The sequence below is a fragment of the Pasteurella sp. P03HT genome (assembly GCF_054052285.1).
The window spans coordinates 190,313-210,360 of record NZ_JBSIUM010000003.1; the positions used below are offsets into that span (position 1 = coordinate 190,313).

At 40.7% G+C, this 20,048-nt stretch carries 16 protein-coding genes; 6 read left to right on the top strand and 10 right to left on the bottom strand.

Features of this window, described 5'->3' with window-relative positions; translation table 11 throughout:
• Positions 1-20: 20 nt before the first annotated feature.
• The 5 genes from ACWIT3_RS04175 (at position 21) to ACWIT3_RS04195 (ending at position 5,681) form a co-directional block, all read left to right on the top strand.
• Positions 21-896, top strand: coding sequence for a pirin family protein (locus ACWIT3_RS04175; RefSeq protein ID WP_457161547.1), 876 nt, complete (start codon positions 21-23; stop codon positions 894-896).
• A gap of 118 nt (positions 897-1,014) precedes the next feature.
• On the top strand, positions 1,015-1,749 hold the full coding sequence (gene recO / locus ACWIT3_RS04180) for a DNA repair protein RecO (protein WP_457161548.1): 735 nt from the start codon (positions 1,015-1,017) through the stop codon (positions 1,747-1,749).
• 3 nt (positions 1,750-1,752) lie between these two features.
• Positions 1,753-3,066, top strand: coding sequence for a 23S rRNA (uracil(1939)-C(5))-methyltransferase RlmD (gene rlmD / locus ACWIT3_RS04185; RefSeq protein ID WP_457161549.1), 1,314 nt, complete (start codon positions 1,753-1,755; stop codon positions 3,064-3,066).
• A gap of 9 nt (positions 3,067-3,075) precedes the next feature.
• Positions 3,076-5,298, top strand: a complete 2,223-nt coding sequence (relA, locus tag ACWIT3_RS04190) for a GTP diphosphokinase (protein ID WP_457161550.1) — start codon at positions 3,076-3,078, stop codon at positions 5,296-5,298.
• 26 nt (positions 5,299-5,324) lie between these two features.
• Complete coding sequence (locus ACWIT3_RS04195; RefSeq protein ID WP_457161551.1) at positions 5,325-5,681, top strand: diacylglycerol kinase; 357 nt, start codon at positions 5,325-5,327, stop codon at positions 5,679-5,681.
• 20 nt (positions 5,682-5,701) lie between these two features.
• Here ACWIT3_RS04195 and ACWIT3_RS04200 read toward each other — a convergent pair whose 3' ends face one another.
• From ACWIT3_RS04200 to ACWIT3_RS04215, 4 genes are all read right to left on the bottom strand, one after another.
• A complete protein-coding gene (locus ACWIT3_RS04200; RefSeq protein ID WP_457161552.1) occupies positions 5,702-6,670 on the bottom strand; it encodes an O-antigen ligase family protein in 969 nt (322 codons plus the stop codon).
• A gap of 360 nt (positions 6,671-7,030) precedes the next feature.
• A complete protein-coding gene (fbaA, locus tag ACWIT3_RS04205) occupies positions 7,031-8,110 on the bottom strand; it encodes a class II fructose-bisphosphate aldolase (protein WP_457161553.1) in 1,080 nt (359 codons plus the stop codon).
• A gap of 109 nt (positions 8,111-8,219) precedes the next feature.
• The gene (gene pgk / locus ACWIT3_RS04210; protein ID WP_457161554.1) at positions 8,220-9,383 is read right to left on the bottom strand and encodes a phosphoglycerate kinase; all 1,164 of its coding nucleotides are present in this window, start codon (positions 9,381-9,383) and stop codon (positions 8,220-8,222) included.
• A 119-nt stretch (positions 9,384-9,502) separates the two neighbouring features.
• Complete coding sequence (locus ACWIT3_RS04215; RefSeq protein ID WP_457161555.1) at positions 9,503-10,198, bottom strand: ribonuclease T2 family protein; 696 nt, start codon at positions 10,196-10,198, stop codon at positions 9,503-9,505.
• A gap of 83 nt (positions 10,199-10,281) precedes the next feature.
• Between ACWIT3_RS04215 and ACWIT3_RS04220 the strand changes: the two genes are divergently transcribed.
• A complete protein-coding gene (locus ACWIT3_RS04220) occupies positions 10,282-10,542 on the top strand; it encodes a YfhL family 4Fe-4S dicluster ferredoxin (protein WP_457161556.1) in 261 nt (86 codons plus the stop codon).
• An 85-nt stretch (positions 10,543-10,627) separates the two neighbouring features.
• On the opposite strand, the gene glmS is transcribed toward ACWIT3_RS04220, so the two are convergent.
• From glmS to rpoC, 6 genes are all read right to left on the bottom strand, one after another.
• Positions 10,628-12,460, bottom strand: a complete 1,833-nt coding sequence (gene glmS, locus ACWIT3_RS04225; protein ID WP_457161557.1) for a glutamine--fructose-6-phosphate transaminase (isomerizing) — start codon at positions 12,458-12,460, stop codon at positions 10,628-10,630.
• Positions 12,461-12,670: 210 nt separating this feature from the next.
• Positions 12,671-12,943 (bottom strand): HU family DNA-binding protein, encoded by a 273-nt coding sequence (locus tag ACWIT3_RS04230; RefSeq protein WP_046339147.1) that lies wholly within the window; start codon positions 12,941-12,943, stop codon positions 12,671-12,673.
• 151 nt (positions 12,944-13,094) lie between these two features.
• Positions 13,095-13,685: a YjaG family protein gene (locus ACWIT3_RS04235; protein WP_457161558.1), complete on the bottom strand. Its 591-nt coding sequence runs from the start codon at positions 13,683-13,685 to the stop codon at positions 13,095-13,097.
• A 14-nt stretch (positions 13,686-13,699) separates the two neighbouring features.
• Positions 13,700-14,764 (bottom strand): uroporphyrinogen decarboxylase, encoded by a 1,065-nt coding sequence (hemE, locus tag ACWIT3_RS04240; RefSeq protein WP_457161559.1) that lies wholly within the window; start codon positions 14,762-14,764, stop codon positions 13,700-13,702.
• Positions 14,761-15,555 carry an NAD(+) diphosphatase gene (gene nudC, locus ACWIT3_RS04245; protein WP_457161560.1) on the bottom strand — a complete coding sequence of 265 codons (795 nt, stop codon included), beginning with the start codon at positions 15,553-15,555 and terminating at the stop codon, positions 14,761-14,763. Before nudC ends, hemE begins: the two co-directional genes overlap by 4 nt.
• Before the next feature lie 142 nt (positions 15,556-15,697).
• Positions 15,698-19,957, bottom strand: a complete 4,260-nt coding sequence (rpoC, locus tag ACWIT3_RS04250; RefSeq protein WP_457161561.1) for a DNA-directed RNA polymerase subunit beta' — start codon at positions 19,955-19,957, stop codon at positions 15,698-15,700.
• Positions 19,958-20,048 lie beyond the last annotated feature (91 nt).

The following is a 20,048-nucleotide window of genomic DNA, read 5'->3' on the forward strand; positions in this document are numbered from 1 at the left end:
ATCGAAAAAGAGAGGACAAGATGAAAAATGTCGCAAAGGTTCACAGTGCACCAGAAAAACATTGGGTGGGTAATGGATTCCATGTCCACTCCATGTTTACTTATCAAGATAAAGATAAAAATATCGATCCATTTTTATTAATGGATTATAACCCCCCTCGTTATTTCGATGGTGGGCGTAGTCAAGATTTTCGTGGCGTAGGTGAACATCCTCACCGCGGTTTTGAAACTGTCACCATTGCTTATCAAGGTGAAGTTCAACATGCCGATTCTGCTGGTGGAGGCGGAATTATTGGAACAGGCGATGTCCAATGGATGACCGCTGGCGCAGGCGTCATGCATGAAGAATTTCATTCAGAAAACTTCTCCCAACAAGGCGGAATATTTGAAATGGTGCAACTATGGGTCAATTTGCCCACAAAAAACAAAATGACACCACCCAACTACCAAGCGATCAAATCAGCCGATATTCCCGTGATCGACCTAGAAAATCATGCGGGCTCTGCCCGTATTATCGCAGGTGAGTTCAATCATACCCGTGGCGCAGCCAATACATTCAGTCCCATTAATATGTGGGATGTGAAAATGAATGCCAACAAAGCGTATACATTTCCAGTGCCTGAAAGCCATAATCTCATTATTCTGGTCTTAGACGGTACATTACAAATCAATAGTCATGATATTGCGCATCGTGGTGAATTAGTCACGTTCGAAAAAGGCGGGAAACATGTGCATATTGAAGCTAATAATGAAGTGAAATTGCTCATTTTGACTGGAGAACCATTAAATGAACCCATTGTAGGTTATGGACCATTCGTGATGAACACACGAGAGCAAATCCTACAAGCAATCCACGATGTACAACATGGTCAATTTGGCAAAATTCACACGATGTAGTCGTTAAAAAGTGCGGTCTCTTCCACCGCACTTTTCTTCCTTGCTCCTATCCCTCCTTCAAAAAATAAATGACAAAGAGTAAAAAGAACACGCAAAAATCTGCTAAAATACACGCGATTTGACTAGCAAAACGAGGCACATTATCGAAAACTGGCAACGGGGTTTTGTCTTACATCGCAAAGCCTATAGTGAAACGAGCTTATTAGTGGACTTATTCACAGAAGAAACGGGGCGTTTAACTGTGCTCGCAAAAGGTGCTCGTGCAAAGCGTTCTGCATTAAAAGGAGTTTTACAACCTTTTACGCCTTTACTATTACGTTGGACGGGCCGAGGAGAGTTAAAAACGCTTACGCGAGCAGAGCCCGCTGCCATTACTTTACCACTCCAACACACCGCCCTCTACAGTGGTTTTTATGTTAATGAGTTAGTGAGTCGTGTACTGGAGCCTGAAACTGCTTATCCCCAGTTGTTTCAAGATTATTTACATTGTTTAACGCGTTTGGCAACGACTCCCGATCAAGTGGAGCCAAGTCTACGTCACTTTGAATTTCAATTATTGCAAACCTTAGGTTACGGCGTCGATTTTTGCCATTGTGCTGGCTCTGGGGAGCCTGTTGATATGAATATGACCTACCGTTATCGCGAAGAAAAAGGCTTTATTGCGTCATTAATTCAAGATAATTTGACATTTTATGGACGAGAACTCTTGGCATTTGAGGCTCGCCAATTTCACGAACCCGCGACCTTACAGGCGGCAAAACGTTTTACTCGGATGGCACTAAAACCTTATTTAGGGAATAAACCATTAAAAAGCCGAGAGTTATTTACTCAATATAAGTTGTATCAAAAATAGATTATGGTATTACGTTATACTCCTCCAAAATCACAGCAAACAAGAAAAAAATTCGTCACCGATATCGTTGATTTAGACTATCAAGGATTAGGGGTAGCCAAAATACAAGGCAAAACGTGGTTTATCGAAAATGCCTTACCCCAAGAAAAAGTGGAAGTTCAGGTTGTCGAAGAAAAACGCCATTATGGTCAAGCTATTGCGACAAAAATTTTACAAGTCAGCCATCAGCGCCAACGCCCTGTTTGTACTGATTATCATTTATGTGGCGGTTGCCAGACCCAACATATTGCCATTGATTTACAACGCCAAACTAAACAAAATGCCTTATTTCAGCGCCTACAAAAACTGCAGCCCCATGTACAAGTGATGCCCATGCTTGAAGGTGATATATGGCACTATCGTCGCAGAATGCGACTCAGCCTGTCTTTCAATTCAAAAACAAAACAGTTAGATATCGGTTTTCGACAAAAACGTTCACAACAGATTGTCAACATTCAACAGTGTCATGTTTTAACGAAACCACTCAATCATCTTTTAAGTAAACTTATTGTCTTGCTGAGAAACTGGTCTACCCCGAAAAACTTAGGACACATAGAACTTGTTCAAGCGGATAATGGTATAGCTATGTTGTTGCGTCACACTGGAAAATTAGCCGAAGAAGACCGCTCTTCGCTCATCTATTTTGCCAAACAAGAACAGTTGATGTTGTTTTTGCAAGATGACCATCATCTCCTTCAAGTCTGTGGCGATTCGCCTTATTACCAACTGGATAATGGCTTACAGCTCCATTTTGATATTCGTGATTTTATTCAAGTAAACAAACAGTTAAATCAAAAAATGATCAGCACGGCATTAGACTGGTTGGAACTGAAATCTACAGATAATGTGTTAGATTTATTTTGCGGAATGGGAAACTTTACTTTACCAATTAGTCGTCATGTCAAACATGTCATTGGTATTGAAGGGGTCTCTGCCATGGTAGCAAAAGCACAGAAAAATGCAGTACAGAACCAATGCACGAACGTTCAGTTTTACCAAGCTGATTTGGATAAACCTTTTGTGCATCACGCGTGGGCAACACAACCATTTAACAAGATTTTATTAGACCCACCTCGTGCTGGTGCAGCCTTTGCACTTCAAGCATTATGTGAACTAAATGCAGAAAAAATCGTCTATGTTTCCTGTAACCCTGCTACATTAGTACGAGATACAGAAATGTTACACACTCTTGGCTACCGCCTACAAAAAGTCGCGATGATTGATATGTTCCCTCATACAGGGCATTTAGAATCCATCAGTTTATTTGAAAAACAATAAGGATAGATTATGGTTGCAGTACGAAGTTCTCATTTACTGAATCCTAAAGATTTTGTGATTGAAACCTGGTGTGGACAGTTAGACTTGCCCGCACCAGTCAGAGATAACCTCATTCGTGCCTGGTACTATTCACAACAAAAAATCACCGCACTGGCTTCTGAGCAAAAAACTTGTTCATTACACGGCGGAGTCGAAATGGTAGAAATTCTGCACAGTTTGAATATGGATGCTGACAGCTTACTGACCGCAATGCTGTATCCTGTCATTAACCATAAACTTGTTGAATTACCACAAGTGAGTGAAGAGTTTGGTAGCAATATTAGTAAGTTAGCAAAAGGCGTGATGGAAATGGACAATATCCGTCAACTCAATGTCAGCCAATCTGCTAGCAGTTCTCAAGTGGACAACGTACGTCGTATGCTATTAGCTATGGTAGATGATTTCCGTTGTGTCATTATTAAACTGGCAGAACGGATCACTTTTCTCCGCGACGCAGAACAAGATTGCTCGGAAGAAGATAAAGTATTAGCGGCTAAAGAGTGCGCTAACATTTATGCTCCTCTCGCCAACCGCCTCGGTATCGGACAATTGAAATGGGAATTAGAAGATTACTGTTTCCGCTATTTACATCCTGAACAATACCGAAATATTGCCCAATTACTACAAGAGCGTCGCTTAGACCGTGAGCAATATATTGCTGATTTCGTCGCCGAATTAAATGGCTATCTGCGTGAAAATATTGAGAATGCCGAAGTCTATGGACGACCAAAACATATTTACAGTATTTGGCGCAAGATGCAGAAGAAACATTTAGCCTTTAGCGACCTCTATGATGTACGTGCCGTACGTATTATCGTACCGAAATTACAAGATTGTTATTCTGCCCTTGGTATTGTCCATACACACTTCAAACACATTCCAAAAGAATTTGATGATTATGTGGCGAACCCTAAACCTAACGGCTATCAATCTATCCATACCGTTGTGTTAGGTAAAGGCGGGAAACCTGTCGAAGTACAAATTCGCACACAACAAATGCATGATGATGCGGAGCTTGGTGTCGCAGCACACTGGAAATACAAAGAAGGCACAGTGGGTGGGCGCTCAGGTTATGAGGAAAAAATCACATGGTTACGTAAACTACTTGCATGGCAAGATGATATTACCGACTCAGGTGAGATTATGGCAGAAATGCGTAGCCAAGTGTTCGATGATCGCGTTTATGTTTTTACACCCAAAGGGGAAGTCATTGATTTACCAACAGGGTCTACGCCACTGGATTTTGCTTATAGTATTCATAGTGAAATTGGACATCGCTGCATTGGTGCCAAAGTAGCAGGTCGTATTGTTCCTTTCACCTACCAATTACAAATGGGTGATCAAATCGAGATCATTACTCAGAAAAATCCAAACCCAAGCCGAGATTGGCTCAATCCCAACCTTGGCTTTACGCATACCGCCAAAGCACGCGCTAAAATTCATGCTTGGTTCAAAAAACAGGATCGTGAGAAAAATATCCCCGCAGGCAAAGACATGCTAGATAACGAAATGGCACGCTTAAATCTTAGCTTAAAACAAATAGAACAATACGCGCTACCTCGTTATAACTTAAAAAATCTTGAGGACTTATATGCAGGCTTAGGGGGAGGTGATATCCGTCTCAATCACCTCATCAATTTTCTACAAAATAAGCTCATCAAAGCAACCGCACAAGAAGTCGATGAAGAAATTCTTCGTCATGTAGCGAATAAAAGTGCGGCAAATAACCAACAAAAAGAAAAGCCCAAAGGCTATGTCATCGTAGAAGGGGTAGGAAACTTAATGCACCATATTGCCCGTTGCTGTCAACCTATTCCTGGCGATCATATTATGGGCTACATTACAATGGGACGCGGTATCTCAATACACCGAAGTGATTGTGAACAATTTCTCGAATTACAACAGGCTCACCCAGAACGTGTCGTTGAATCGCTCTGGGGAGAAAACTATGCCAGTGGATTCCGTATTAGTATACGCATCCTCGCCAGTGATCGTAGTGGTCTCTTGCGTGATATCACTACTGTACTCGCTAACGATAAAATCAGTGTACTAGGAGTATCGAGTCGAACAGATACGAAAAAGCAATTAGCCACAATCGATATGGAAATTGAACTGAATAACGTTCAAATTTTAAGTAAAATTCTCGCTCGCCTAGCCAAATTAGACGATGTTATTGAAGCAAAACGACTCTAACCATAAAGACAGATAGGAACAGAAGTATGCACAAAACAACAGGATTAACGCATTTAATTAAAGCAACAGGTTATTCAATGAAAGGACTCAAATTTGCTATCAAATCCGAAACAGCATTTCGCCATGAGCTCCTTGCCTGCGTCTTTCTCATTCCACTTGCATGTTGGTTAGGAGAAAGTGCGGTCGAAATGGCATTGATGCTTGGTTCACTATTCGTAGTACTCGCCTTAGAATTAGTGAACAGTGCAATTGAATCTGTTGTTGATCGTGTTGGATTAGAGTTTCATGAACTATCTGGACGTGCTAAAGATCTGGGTTCGGCTGCCGTTTTTATTGCGATGGTCAATGTTGCGGTAATATGGGGAATCGTCATTTTTTATTAATCCCCACATCACATGCTTTTTTAGCTCGATGACTGATTTTTATCTTTTAATAAACCATAAAAGATAAAAATCAAAAAGAAATAAAAAATATTACCTGAATTATGTGTCAGAAATGCTTGCGTTAAAGAATAAAACATCACTGAAATGATGTGAACCACAGCTAACATTGCCACAAGATTCTGTATTTTATCCGTCACACTACGTTTTCGATAAAAATGATAAAGTGGAACAAAGAATACCGCCAGTAAGGCAGTAAGACCTAAAAAACCCAATTTTGATAAATTATCTAAATATTGATTATGTGCATGCGTAAAACTGGCAGCATATTCACTGATTAACCCTTCTTGGTTCTGTAATTGCCGCTTTTGCGTGGCACCCGCACTTCCTAACCCTAATACAGGTCTTTCTTTTGCCATCAGCAACGCACTTTTCCATAATTCTAAACGGGCACCAACAGAGGTTTTCTCTTGCTGTTCTTGTGGGCTAAAATATTGTTGTACTTCCGTATAGGCTTCGGTTACACGGGCAACCAATTTCGTTTTAGGGGTGATTGCCATCGCTGCGATCAACAGCACAAACAACACACTCAAAAATAAGCCTATTTTTTTCGATAAATACTGCCGATAGCTGAATAATACAAAACATAATAAAAAAGGAAGCCCAATCCAACCGCCGCGCGCTGTTGATAAAATACTCCCGAAAATACCAAGCAAAGTAGCAATAATAGCAAACAACATCATTCGATACTGTTTACAACTAAAATAATACAACCCAATAGCAAATGAGAAGAGACCTAAAGACATAGCAATATCCCCCGCCTGTATTTGTAATATACGCGGCGAATAGGCGGCATACACATTTAAAATAAAGCGATCATAAATCGCAACAATTCCTGCAATGCTCGCTCCACATACTATCCCTTTAAGAAACCAATCTACATTTGGCTTATATTGTGCAAATAAATACAATAATGGAATAAAAAAACACAATTTACCGATATGCTCTAATTCCCTTATCTTTTCTGAATGCCAGAAAAAAGACAGAAAAAAAACAGCACAATAAAAAATCAAGCAGCCTATCCAACTTTTTTCCGCAACAGATAAGGAAAGTGTATGCCGCTTAGCAACAGCATAAATCAGATAGCCGAATCCAATTAAGCTCAAAAATAAAGGGGCAAAATTATGTCCACCTTTTACGAGAAAAATAGCTGAACTAAAACTAAAAATAAGAAAATTTATACTAATGTATAAAAAAAGGTTTTTTGATAACAACATAATAATCAACTTATCCCTAAAAAATAAAAAGACCGCACATGATAGTGCGGTCTTAGTTTAACTCAATTTAATCAATTACAATACATCAACACAGTTTAAATCTTCGAAAGATTGTTCTAAGCGTTTAGACATAGATTCTTCCATTTTACGTAACCAAACACGTGGGTCGTAGTATTTTTTGTTTGGTGCATCAGGACCTTCTGGGTTACCTAATTGACCTTGAAGGTAGTCTTTGTTTGCATTGTAGAACTTCAAGATACCATCCCAAGATGCCCATTGTGTATCCGTATCGATGTTCATTTTGATTGCACCGTAGCTGATTGCCTCACGAATTTCTTCGCGGCTTGAACCTGAACCACCATGGAATACGAAGTCGATTGATTTCGCAGGAAGATTACGTTCTTTAGAAACGAATTCTTGTGAAGCACCTAAAATAGACGGTTTTAATTTCACATTACCTGGTTTATAAACACCGTGTACGTTACCAAATGCCGCAGCCACAGTGAAACGCGGGCTGACTGGACTTAATTGGTCATAAACATAAAGCACATCTTCTGGTTGAGTATAAAGTTTAGCTTCTTCAACATCAGAGTTATCCACGCCATCTTCTTCACCACCAGTGATGCCGATTTCGATTTCTAGTGTCATGCCCATTTTGTCCATACGAGCAAGATATTCACGGCAAATAGCCATATTTTCAGCCATTGGCTCTTCTGAAAGATCGATCATATGAGATGAGAACAACGGTTTACCTGTTTCTGCGAAATATTTTTCGCCTGCATCTAATAAACCATCAATCCAAGGAAGCAGTTTTTTCGCTGCATGGTCAGTATGAAGAATAACAGGCACACCGTATTCTTCCGCTAACGCATGAACATGTTTTGCCCCTGCGATTGCACCAAGTACATCAGCACGCGCGCCACTTGCTGGTTTTAAACCTTTACCAGCATAGAATTGTGCACCACCATTTGAGAATTGAATAATCACAGGTGCTTTTACACGTGCTGCAGTTTCTAATACCGCATTAACGGAGTCTGAACCCACACAGTTTACTGCTGGAATCGCAAAGTTATTCGCTTTAGCATAAGCAAATACTTTCTGAACATCATCACCCGTTACTACACCTGGTTTCACAATATCTAATAATTTAGCCATTTTCTGCTTCCTTTTTTATTTGATTGGAATAAATGTTTTTCTTTACGAACGTCATCTTTCTTTTAGATAAAAAGATAGGGGCGGCTCAATTCAGCCTGCCCCTATTATATTAGCCATTTGCACGTTTTTCTAAAATTTCTACTGCTGGTAATACTTTACCTTCAACGAACTCTAAAAATGCGCCACCGCCCGTTGAGATATAAGAAATTTTATCTTTAATACCGAATAGGTCGATTGCCGCTAACGTATCGCCACCGCCCGCGATTGAGAATGCGTCACTATTGGCAATTGCGTGAGAAATGATTTCTGTTCCTTTACGGAAGTTAGGGAATTCAAATACGCCGACTGGACCATTCCAAAGAATCGTTTTGGCGTTTTTAATAATTTCTGCTAATTGTGCAGCCGATTTATCGCCGATATCAAAAATTGATTCATCATCTTTCACTTCATCGACAGCTTTTTCAGTTGCTGCTGCTGTTTCAGAGAATTCTAAGCCAACACGCACATCCACTGGTACAGGAATATCGGTGCTTGCTGCTAAGTTTTTCGCGACTGGGATTAAATCTTCTTCGTAAAGCGATTTACCTACATTGTGACCCGCTGCTGCGATGAACGTATTCGCAATACCACCACCCACGATAATTTGGTCAGCGATTTTTGAAAGAGAATTTAATACTTCTAATTTTGTTGATACTTTTGAACCACCAACGATTGCCACCATCGGACGTGCTGGTTCTTTTAATGCTTTACCTAACGCGTCTAATTCAGCTGCTAATAATGGTCCCGCACAAGCGACTGGTGCAAATTCTGCAACGCCGTAAGTTGATGCTTGTGCACGGTGAGCGGTACCGAATGCATCCATAACAAATACGTCACAAAGTGCGGCATATTTTTTCCCTAATTCAGGATCATTTTTCTTCTCGCCTTTGTTAATGCGCACGTTTTCTAAAACAACGATTTCACCCGCGTTCACCTCTACACCATCTAAATAATCACGAACTAAACGAACAGGAACATCTAAATGTGCATTTAAGTAATCAACTACAGGTTTTAAAGAGCTTGCTTCATCAAACTCACCCTCTGTTGGACGCCCTAAGTGTGACGTCACCATCACTTTTGCCCCTTTTTCTAACGCAAGTTTTAATGTTGGGATTGTGGCACGAATACGCGCATCAGACGTCACTTTGCCATCTTTGACTGGCACATTCAGATCTGCACGAATAAACACACGTTTGCCGGCTAAATCTAAGTCTGTCATTTTGATTACTGACATATTTAATCCTCTTATTTTAGTTAAATTAAAATTTGGAAAAACTGCTTTTATTATACCCCTTTATCACTAGGGTGTAACTGCGTTAGATCAAACATTTTTCATTATTTAATGAATAAAAATTAATATCCTGTGCGACTTCTTGGGCAATCTATTACCTTCCAATTCAAATCATAACAAATGAATAATTCATTACGACTTGCTCCAAGATAAGCATCACTTAATTGCGGATTATTTTTACGTAACCATTGAAACAATTCATTACGGCTTAATTCATAAGGAGGTAATTTCAACGTACGGTATAATTCCCGTTGTTTCTCAAAATACGCCTGAGCTTGAGGAAAAGCACAAGCACCATGCTTCTCCCATTCGCCTTGTAGTAAGCTTGCACTCGGTGATTCTGGTAAATATTGCTCAATGACCTCTTGGGCGACGATAGGAAGATCGCCCTGACAAAAACGAGGATGATCAGATACGCGTCTCGCTCGTTCGTTTTGCGGCCATAAACCATGTATCACCCAGCCAAATTGTTGAGTTAAACCACATTGGTATTGTAATGAAGTGGGTAAATCATCGCCATAACGCTGACGTTGTTTAGAACAAAAAGCAGGAGACCACGATAAGACAAAAGTATAATAATCAATCGGTGCCGTCGCATTTTGACCGATTGGATCATTTTTCATAACATAGTCGTAATTACGATCAATCACGACGACAACCGCTTGTTTTTGTTTAGAAAAATAATACCAACCTGACAATAAAAACATTAAGAAGCAAACCACAAAAATCGAAAGTTGCAGCGTTTTTTTCTCGTTCATAAAATTCCTATTTCACTTTTAAACTGTATTCATTATAATCTGCCACTTTCACTTTAACACAGCAAATGCAAAGGACAAACAGCATGGCACTTTTAATCACTGACAAATGCACAAATTGTGATATGTGTGAACCAGAATGTCCCAATGAAGCCATTTCAATGGGTGAGGAGATCTATGTCATTGATCCCACATTGTGTACAGAATGTGTAGGACATTACGATATCCCAACTTGCCAGAAAGTCTGCCCGATTAGTCATTGTATCATTACAGACCCTGACCATATCGAAACAGATGAACAATTGTGGGAACGCTTTGTGATGATTCATCACGCAGACAAACTATAATCATTCCTCAATTATCGCTTCCCGTTATCTCACATCTAAAAGTGCGGTTCAATTTCCTTCTATTTCGATTCAATTTTTCATGACATTATTCAACGGTCACCGCTTTAGCCAAGTTTCTAGGCTGATCCACGTCTGTCCCTTTCACTAACGCAACATGATAAGCGAATAGTTGCATAGGCACCGTATAGAGAATAGGGGTCAATAGCGCATGAGTCGTTGGAAGGAAAATAACACGAACCTGTTGACTCGCGGTAAACCCAGCCTCTTTGTCCGTAAAAAGATAAATATGTCCCCCACGTGCACGCACTTCTTCAATATTGGACTTCACTTTTTCCACTAATTCATTATTAGGTGCCGCGACAATGACAGGCATTGCGGCATCCACTAATGCTAACGGACCATGTTTTAATTCGCCTGCTGCATAAGCTTCAGCATGAATATAGGAAATTTCCTTCAACTTCAATGCCGCTTCCTGCATGATAGGATACAATTCTCCACGACCTAAAAACAGCGCGTGCTCCTGAGCCGCAAACTCTTGTGCTATAGCCGCAATAGCAGGTTCCAATGCCAATAATTTTTGCACTTCTGCTGGCAACAATGTTAATGCCTCGACCATCTCTGCTTCTTTATCAGCACATATCGCCTTTTTTTGCTTACCGATTGCAATCACCAACATCAACAATGCGACTAACTGCGTAGTAAACGCTTTAGTCGAGGCAACGCCAATTTCCACACCTGCACGTGTCATGAATGCAAAATCAGACTCACGAACCAAAGAAGAGCCTACAACATTGCAAATCGTCATACTGGCGATATAGTTTCGCTGTTTCGCGATACGTAAGGCAGCTAAAGTATCCGCTGTTTCGCCAGATTGCGAAAGCGTAATAAATAAACTATTTGGACGCGTTACGGCTTGTCGGTAACGAAACTCTGACGCAATTTCAACATCACAACTCACCCCCGCTATTCCCTCAAACCAGTAACGTGCCACCATACCTGCATGATAAGAAGTACCACATGCAACAATGTGTATATGCTCAATCTGCTCAAATAATTTTCTTGCCTCACTCCCGATAAGCTCAATATTTACCTCACGCTCACTAAAGCACCTTTGCATCGTGTTTAGAAGAGCGGTGGGTTGTTCAAAAATTTCTTTCTGCATAAAATGAGAAAAGGTACCTTTTTCTGCCTGTTCTGCTACTACATCAAGCTGGTGACAAGCTCGCTGCACACGTTGTCCCATTGAGTCATAAATATTGACTTGAGTCGAGGTAATCTCAGCAACATCTCCTTCTTCAAGAAAAATAAATTGATTCGCAATATGCAATAAAGCAAGCTGATCGGAAGCAAAAAAGTTTTCCTGCTGCCCTAAACCAATGACTAAAGGACTCCCTGAACGAGCAGCAATTAAATGTGTTGGGTTTAAATAATCCATCACCACTATTGCATAAGCACCTTTCAGTTGTTGTACTACGCGTTGCACAGCCTCTAATACGTTAGCCGAACGACGACTTTCCCATTCTAGTAAATGTACAATCACTTCTGTATCGGTATCCGATTGAAATTGATAACCTTTATTTTGTAACGCTAAACGAAGCGTTTGATGGTTTTCAATGATCCCATTATGCACCAATGCGAAATGTCCAGAACAATGAGGATGGGCATTCTGCTCAGCTGGCACACCATGCGTCGCCCAACGCGTATGCGCAATCCCTGTTTTACCGAATAAATGTTGTGTTTCCATTGCCTGTGCTAATACTTCGACTTTTCCCACACAACGTAATCGCTGCAATTGATTGTGTTCATCTACAACAGCCATACCTGCTGAATCATAACCGCGATATTCCAAACGGCGCAGTCCTTCTAATAGTGATTCAGCGACATGACGATGAGAAACCATACCCACGATACCACACATGTTTTATCCCTTGTAAAAATTTCATTTGATTACTTAAGGTTATAATAGAAAATATCTATTTAAGCCTAAATATGTTTAATTTTAAGGAGTAGCATATTATAGAGGTAATGATAATATGTAAATAAAATACTATCATTTGGAGTAATGTGATAAAATAAAAAGCTCTGTAGCGAACTACAGAGCTTTTGAAATGTGAAAAGGATGACTTAATTATTTTACTGCGTCTTTTAATGCTTTACCTGCAACGAATGCTGGCACTTTAGATGCAGCGATTTTAATCTCTGCACCCGTTTGTGGGTTACGACCTGTACGAGCTTTACGTGCATTCACTTTGAATGTACCAAAACCGATTAATTGTACTGGCTCACCCGCTTTTAGACTACCAGAGATGGCGTCTAACGTTGCTTCTAATGCGGCTTTAGCTTGTTTCTTATTTAAATCAGCTGCATTTGCAATTGCATCGATTAAATCCGTTTTATTCATAAATAAATACCTTCTACTTTTATTCAAATTTTAAGGAAAGACATTGTGTGTTTCCAATCGCTATTATCACTGTAACCACAGCAACAGCAAGCTTAATCTAAGTTAGCGATAAAACAAAGAAAGATTTTTAAAAATTGTTATAAACGTCACATTATTGTTCAATTTGTATACCAATATTGGAGATTCCACTTTCTCTTAGCTCGCTTTTTAAGCTTAATATCAGTTCTACATCGCGTGACTCACAGTCCTTTAAAACACGGTAAATTTGCCATTGCACATCTAATTCTTGCTGGATTTCTTCACTTTCTTTCAACGCATTTTCGCTCAATTCTTGTTCTGCTTGCGCCTCCAACAAAGTGGTGACCGTTTGTAGAGATAATTGACTTAATTTAATCGCTTGTTCTAATGTCGCCCCTGCAATGATCGCATGTAACAGCTCAGACAATCCTTCACATGCATCAACTGCAGGAACAATGCCATAAAAGTCATACTCATTAATATCAGGAATAATATGCTCTAATTTTTCTAACTGACTCTCAAAATTGATCTTAGCGCCTTTCACTGTCAAAGACTCCCACACGAGATTCAGAATATTTTGATAGCGTTTCGCATTTTCCTCTTGTTGAGTCACATGGCAAAAGAGTTGAAAATTCGGCAACATACGCTCACATAAACACGCCATAAACGTTACGTGTTGCCAAGCTTCTAAATTTTCTAATCGCTTATGAATTGGATTTCTCATAATATTACTGCTCTTTATTGATGATAAGGTTTGGAATATTGATGGATTGCATCAACAAATATTTTCGGATGATTTTCTGGCACATCTTGATGAATACCATGCCCTAAATTAAATACATGCCCACTACCTTGACCAAAATCGGTCAAAATTGTCCGCACTTCTTGCTCAATACGTTCAGGTGAAGCATATAACACCGAAGGATCCATATTCCCTTGTAATGCCACTTTATGCCCAACACGCGCTTTAGCATCAGCAAGATTGACCGTCCAATCAAGCCCTAATGCATCACAGCCCGTTTCTGCCATAGCCTCTAGCCATAAACCACCACCTTTAGTAAACAAAGTCACTGGCACTTTTCTACTCTCGTTTTCACGAATCAGACCGTCCACAATTTTGTGCATATATTGCAATGAAAAATCTAAATACTCACGATGGCCAAGCACACCGCCCCAAGTATCAAAAATCATCACTGACTGCGCACCAGCTTTAATTTGTGCATTGAGATATAAAATAACGGCATCCGCCAACTTAGCTAATAATTGATGAAGCAATTGTGGATCGGTATACAGCATTTTCTTAATTTTGGTAAAAGCTTTGCTACTGCCGCCTTCCACCATATAAGTTGCTAGTGTCCAAGGGCTACCTGAAAATCCAATTAACGGCACTTCGCCTTTTAACTCACGGCGAATCGTACGCACGGCATTCATCACATACTGTAATTCCCCCTCAGGATCTGGAATTGGCAAATTTTGCACCGCACTTTTGCTTTCAATTGGGCGCGCAAATTTTGGGCCTTCGCCTGCGCCAAAACTCAAACCTAATCCCATCGCATCAGGAATCGTTAAAATGTCGGAAAATAAAATTGCTGCATCTAAATCATAGCGGCGTAAAGGCTGTAAGGTCACTTCACAAGCTAATTCAGCATTGCGGCACAATGACATAAAATCCCCAGCTACCGCACGCGTTGCTCGATATTCTGGTAAATAGCGCCCTGCTTGACGCATCATCCACACTGGCGTCATATCCACAGGCTCGCGCAATAACGCTCTTAAATAACGATCATTTTTTAATGGTGTCATTTTACTTTCCTTTCTTCCTCTTCACACAACTGTAACGTGTGCTTTATCAATCGTAATGCAATCGTGCCTTGTGGAGGTAATGCTGGCAATTTTGCATCATAGCGAAACCATTTTGCATCACAAATTTCCGCCTCTTGCAAACAGATCTCGCCACCATCATAATCAGCCAAAAATCCAACCATGACAGAGTTGGGGAAGGCCCAAGGTTGGCTATCGACATAACGTAAATTTTTAATTTTTATTCCTGTTTCTTCCAATACTTCACGATGTACTGCTTGTTCAAAGGTTTCACCCACTTCTACAAACCCAGCAAGCGTCGTATACATGCCATCTTTATGACGTACATGGTTTGCTAACAAGATCTCCGCACCACGACGTACCGCAACGATGATACAAGGATGAATCACAGGATATGTTCGATATGCACATGCTGGATTCAAACATTCCACCGCCCACTCATTTTCCACTATCCGTGTCTTTTCGCCACATTTACCACAAAAACGGTGTGTGTTAAAAAAATAATTTAATTCCACGCCGCGACCTAATAAATTAAATACATCACGAGGCAGGGAAAGTTGATCACGTAGTGAAAAGTACTCTCGACTATCCAAATGATTTTCCGCCACTAAATAAAGTGGTTGCTGCGCGAATTCACCAATCTGCATTGCTTGTAAACCTTGCAGATTAAAATCACTCGCCTGTCCTTGTGGTAACTTACCATCAATAAGATGCAACGATGAACCTTGTGTTAATAGCCAAAATCCAACATCATGGGGTTGAATGGGTTTCATAGACACTCACAGATTTTTGTAAAAATGAACCGCACATTAGTGGTCATTTATGAATAAAGTGCGGTCATTATAAAAGGAATTGACTTATTTAGCGAATAAAAAACCCCGAACAGATTGTTCGGGGTTCGTTGTGAATCAAGGCTTATTCTGCATCATCCACTTCAACCATATTAAGCATTTCAGCTAAGCTTGCGCTTGCATCTTCAGAAGTCATCACAAATTCGGATGCGATTTCCTCTTCATCTGCTGCTGAAAGTTTCACAGGCATCTCATCAGACATGACAACTTTTTTCTGACGGTTTTGGTGATACGCGAAGCCCGTACCCGCCGGGATTAAGCGACCGACGATGACGTTCTCTTTTAAGCCACGTAATTCATCACGTTTACCCGCAACCGCTGCTTCCGTTAACACACGTGTTGTTTCTTGGAACGATGCCGCTGAGATAAATGACTCAGTTGCAAGAGATGCTTTAGTAATACCTAGCAACTCGCGTTCAAATTCAACTAATGGTTTGCCTTCTGCTTCACGCTTACGGTTCACGATCTTAATACGTGCAACTTCAACTTGCTCACCCTCTAAGAATTCAGAGTCATAAGCTTTCGTGATGATTGCTTTACGTAACATCTGACGTACGATAACTTCGATGTGTTTATCGTTAATTTTTACCCCTTGTAAGCGGTAAACTTCTTGTACTTCGTTAACGATATATTCAGTTACGGCGTGAACACCACGTAAACGCAAGATATCGTGTGGCGTTTCTGCACCATCAGAGATTAAGTCACCACGTTCAACCATCTCACCTTCAAATACGTTGAGCTGACGCCATTTCGGAATCATTTCTTCGTAAGTTTCGCCTTCAGCTGGAGTGATTAATAAGCGACGTTTACCTTTGGTTTCTTTACCGAATGACACGATACCTGAGATTTCAGCCAAGATTGCTGGCTCTTTCGGCTTACGTGCTTCGAATAAGTCCGCAACGCGCGGAAGACCACCGGTAATATCTTTTGTCCCCACAGATTCTTGTGGAATACGTGCTAATGGGTCACCGATATGAACTTCTGCGTTATCGTCTAATGTGACGATCGCTTTACCTGGTAAGAAGTATTGTGCAACAACGTCTGTACCTGGGATTAAGATATCGTTACCTTTCGCATCAACCAGTTTAATTGCTGGACGTAAGTCTTTACCTGCTGTCGCACGTTCACCCACGTCTTGCACTACGATTGATGATAAACCTGTTAATTCATCCGTTTGACGAGTTACAGTTAAGCCATCAACGATGTCAACGAATTTAACGAAACCGCTCACCTCAGAGACAACTGGCATGGTATGTGGATCCCAGTTTGCAACTGTTTCACCTGCCGTTACCTCTTGACCATCCGCTTTGCTTAATACCGCACCGTAAGGCACTTTATAGTGCTCTTTCGTACGACCGAATGCATCGATAATCGTTAATTCTGTGTTACGTGAAGTTAATACTAATTTACCTTCGTTGTTAGTCACGAATTTCACATTCGCTAAACGTAATGTACCGGTGTTTTTCACTTGAACACTTGATTCTTTCGCTGCCGCAGATGCTGCACCACCGATATGGAACGTACGCATCGTTAACTGTGTACCTGGTTCACCGATTGATTGTGCTGCGATAACACCAACTGCTTCACCTTGGTTGATCAAGTGACCACGTGCAAGATCACGTCCGTAACATTTCGCACACACACCGAAGTCTGTATTACAAGTTACAACTGAACGTACTTTGATGCTATCCACCGAGTTAGCATCGATCACATCACACAATTTCTCATCTAATAAGGTATTGCGTGCAATTAATACTTCATCAGTACCTGGTTTTAATACGTCTTCAGCGACCACACGACCTAATACACGATCACGTAATGCTTCTTTCACGTCACCACCCTCGATTAATGGGGTCATCACGATACCTTCGTGTGTACCACAGTCATCTTCGATGATCACTAAGTCTTGTGCCACGTCAACTAAACGACGAGTTAAGTAACCTGAGTTCGCTGTTTTTAACGCTGTATCCGCAAGACCTTTACGCGCACCGTGGGTTGAAATAAAGTACTGTAATACGTTTAGACCTTCACGGAAGTTCGCTGTAATTGGGGTTTCGATGATCGAACCGTCTGGACGTGCCATCAAACCACGCATACCCGCTAACTGACGAATCTGTGCCGCAGAACCACGAGCACCAGAGTCCGCCATCATAAAGATGCTGTTGAATGATGCTTGTTTCTCTGGGTTACCTTCACGGTTGATTACTTCTTCCGTAGATAAGTTTTCCATCATCGCTTTAGCAACACGTTCGTTTGCTGCAGCCCAAATATCGATGACTTTGTTATAACGTTCGCCTGCTGTTACTAAACCTGATTGGAACTGTTCTTGGATTTCAGCCACTTCAGCTTCTGCTGCATTGATGATTTCGTATTTCTTCGCAGGAATTACCATATCATCGATACCAACTGATGAACCAGAACGTGCCGCATACGCAAAACCAGTATACATAATTTGGTCAGCGAATAGTACGCTTGGTTTCATACCTAAGCGACGGTAGCTCTCGTTAATTAACTTAGAAATTGCTTTTTTACCTAATGTTTGGTTGAACAATTTGAATGGCATACCTTTTGGCGCGATCATCCATAAGATTGCACGACCAATTGTGGTTTCCACTAAGTTAGTTTGAGGCTCAAACTCACCTGCTGCATTTTTCACATATTCTGTGATACGCACTTTCACGCGAGAATGTAATTCAGCTTGACCTGTACGATATGCTTTCTCAGCTTCGCGAGGGTCTTGTAACAACATACCTTCGCCTTTACCGTTCACTTTGTCACGCGTCATATAGTAAAGACCTAATACAACGTCTTGTGATGGAACGATAATTGGCTCACCGTTTGCTGGTGATAAAATGTTGTTGGTTGACATCATTAATGCACGCGCTTCTAACTGTGCTTCTAATGTCAATGGTACGTGAACCGCCATTTGGTCACCGTCGAAGTCCGCGTTGAACGCCGCACAAACAAGTGGGTGTAACTGGATCGCTTTACCTTCGATCAATAATGGTTCAAATGCTTGGATACCCAAACGGTGCAATGTTGGTGCACGGTTTAATAAAATTGGGTGTTCGCGAATAACGTCAGCTAAGATATCCCATACGATTGCGTCTTCACGCTCAACCATTTTCTTCGCTGCTTTAATTGTTGAAGCGAAGCCACGGCTTTCTAATTTTGCATAGATAAACGGACGGAATAACTCCAATGCCATTTTCTTCGGTAAACCACATTGGTGTAGGTGTAAGTATGGACCTACAGTGATTACAGAACGGCCTGAATAGTCGACACGTTTACCTAATAGGTTTTGACGGAAACGACCTTGTTTACCTTTGATCATATCCGCAAGTGATTTTAATGGACGACGGTTAGAACCGGTAATTGCACGACCACGACGACCATTATCTAATAACGCATCCACAGATTCTTGTAACATACGTTTTTCGTTACGCACGATGATATCTGGTGCGATTAAGTCTAAAAGACGTTTTAAACGGTTGTTACGGTTGATTACACGACGGTATAAATCGTTCAAATCTGAAGTTGCGAAACGACCACCATCAAGTGGAACTAATGGACGCAAATCGGGTGGTAATACGGGTAATACTGTCATCACCATCCATTCTGGTTTGTTGCCAGATTGGATAAATGCTTCTAATAATTTTAAACGTTTTGTGATTTTCTTACGCTTCGTCTCTGAATTCGTTTCTTGTAATTCTTCACGTAAGTTCTCACATTCTTGAGGTAAATCCATATCACGCAATAAAGCTTGGATTGCTTCCGCGCCCATTTTTGCGTCGAACTCATCTCCCCAACGATCTTCTGCATCTAAGTATTGTTCCTCGGTTAATAACTGACCTTTTTCTAAATCAGTCATCCCTGGCTCAATCACAATATATGATTCAAAATATAATACACGTTCAATATCACGTAATGGCATATCTAATAATAAACCGATACGGGACGGAAGTGATTTTAAGAACCAAATATGCGCCACTGGTGAGGCAAGTTCAATGTGACCCATACGTTCGCGACGTACTTTGGTTTGCGTTACTTCAACGCCACATTTTTCACAGATTACACCACGGTGTTTTAAGCGTTTGTATTTACCACATAAACATTCATAATCTTTTACTGGCCCGAAAATACGTGCACAGAAAAGACCGTCACGTTCTGGTTTAAATGTGCGGTAGTTAATGGTTTCAGGTTTTTTAACTTCACCAAATGACCAAGAACGGATCATATCAGGTGAGGCTAAACCAATTTTGATCACATCAAAATCTTCACTTGTTTTTGATTGTGCTTTTAAAAACTTAACTAAGTCTTTCACAGATTTGCTCCTGTCGGAGTTAAACTTATTCAAGTGCGGTTGAAACGTCTAATATTTTCACCGCACTTGAGCGTACATTGCTTTACACCAA

Excerpts from the sequence above, each read along its gene's own strand:
- ACWIT3_RS04195 (WP_457161551.1), top strand. The coding sequence starts at position 5,325 with ATGCACAAAACAACAGGATTAACGCATTTAATTAAAGCAACAGGTTAT.
- relA (WP_457161550.1), top strand. The coding sequence starts at position 3,076 with ATGGTTGCAGTACGAAGTTCTCATTTACTGAATCCTAAAGATTTTGTG.
- rlmD (WP_457161549.1), top strand. The coding sequence starts at position 1,753 with ATGGTATTACGTTATACTCCTCCAAAATCACAGCAAACAAGAAAAAAA.
- ACWIT3_RS04220 (WP_457161556.1), top strand. The coding sequence starts at position 10,282 with ATGGCACTTTTAATCACTGACAAATGCACAAATTGTGATATGTGTGAA.
- hemE (WP_457161559.1), bottom strand. The coding sequence starts at position 14,764 with ATGACACCATTAAAAAATGATCGTTATTTAAGAGCGTTATTGCGCGAG.
- ACWIT3_RS04215 (WP_457161555.1), bottom strand. The coding sequence starts at position 10,198 with ATGAACGAGAAAAAAACGCTGCAACTTTCGATTTTTGTGGTTTGCTTC.
- ACWIT3_RS04175 (WP_457161547.1), top strand. The coding sequence starts at position 21 with ATGAAAAATGTCGCAAAGGTTCACAGTGCACCAGAAAAACATTGGGTG.
- ACWIT3_RS04235 (WP_457161558.1), bottom strand. The coding sequence starts at position 13,685 with ATGAGAAATCCAATTCATAAGCGATTAGAAAATTTAGAAGCTTGGCAA.
- fbaA (WP_457161553.1), bottom strand. The coding sequence starts at position 8,110 with ATGGCTAAATTATTAGATATTGTGAAACCAGGTGTAGTAACGGGTGAT.
- nudC (WP_457161560.1), bottom strand. The coding sequence starts at position 15,555 with ATGAAACCCATTCAACCCCATGATGTTGGATTTTGGCTATTAACACAA.
- ACWIT3_RS04230 (WP_046339147.1), bottom strand. The coding sequence starts at position 12,943 with ATGAATAAAACGGATTTAATCGATGCAATTGCAAATGCAGCTGATTTA.
- pgk (WP_457161554.1), bottom strand. The coding sequence starts at position 9,383 with ATGTCAGTAATCAAAATGACAGACTTAGATTTAGCCGGCAAACGTGTG.
- glmS (WP_457161557.1), bottom strand. The coding sequence starts at position 12,460 with ATGTGTGGTATCGTGGGTATGGTTTCTCATCGTCATGTCGCTGAATCA.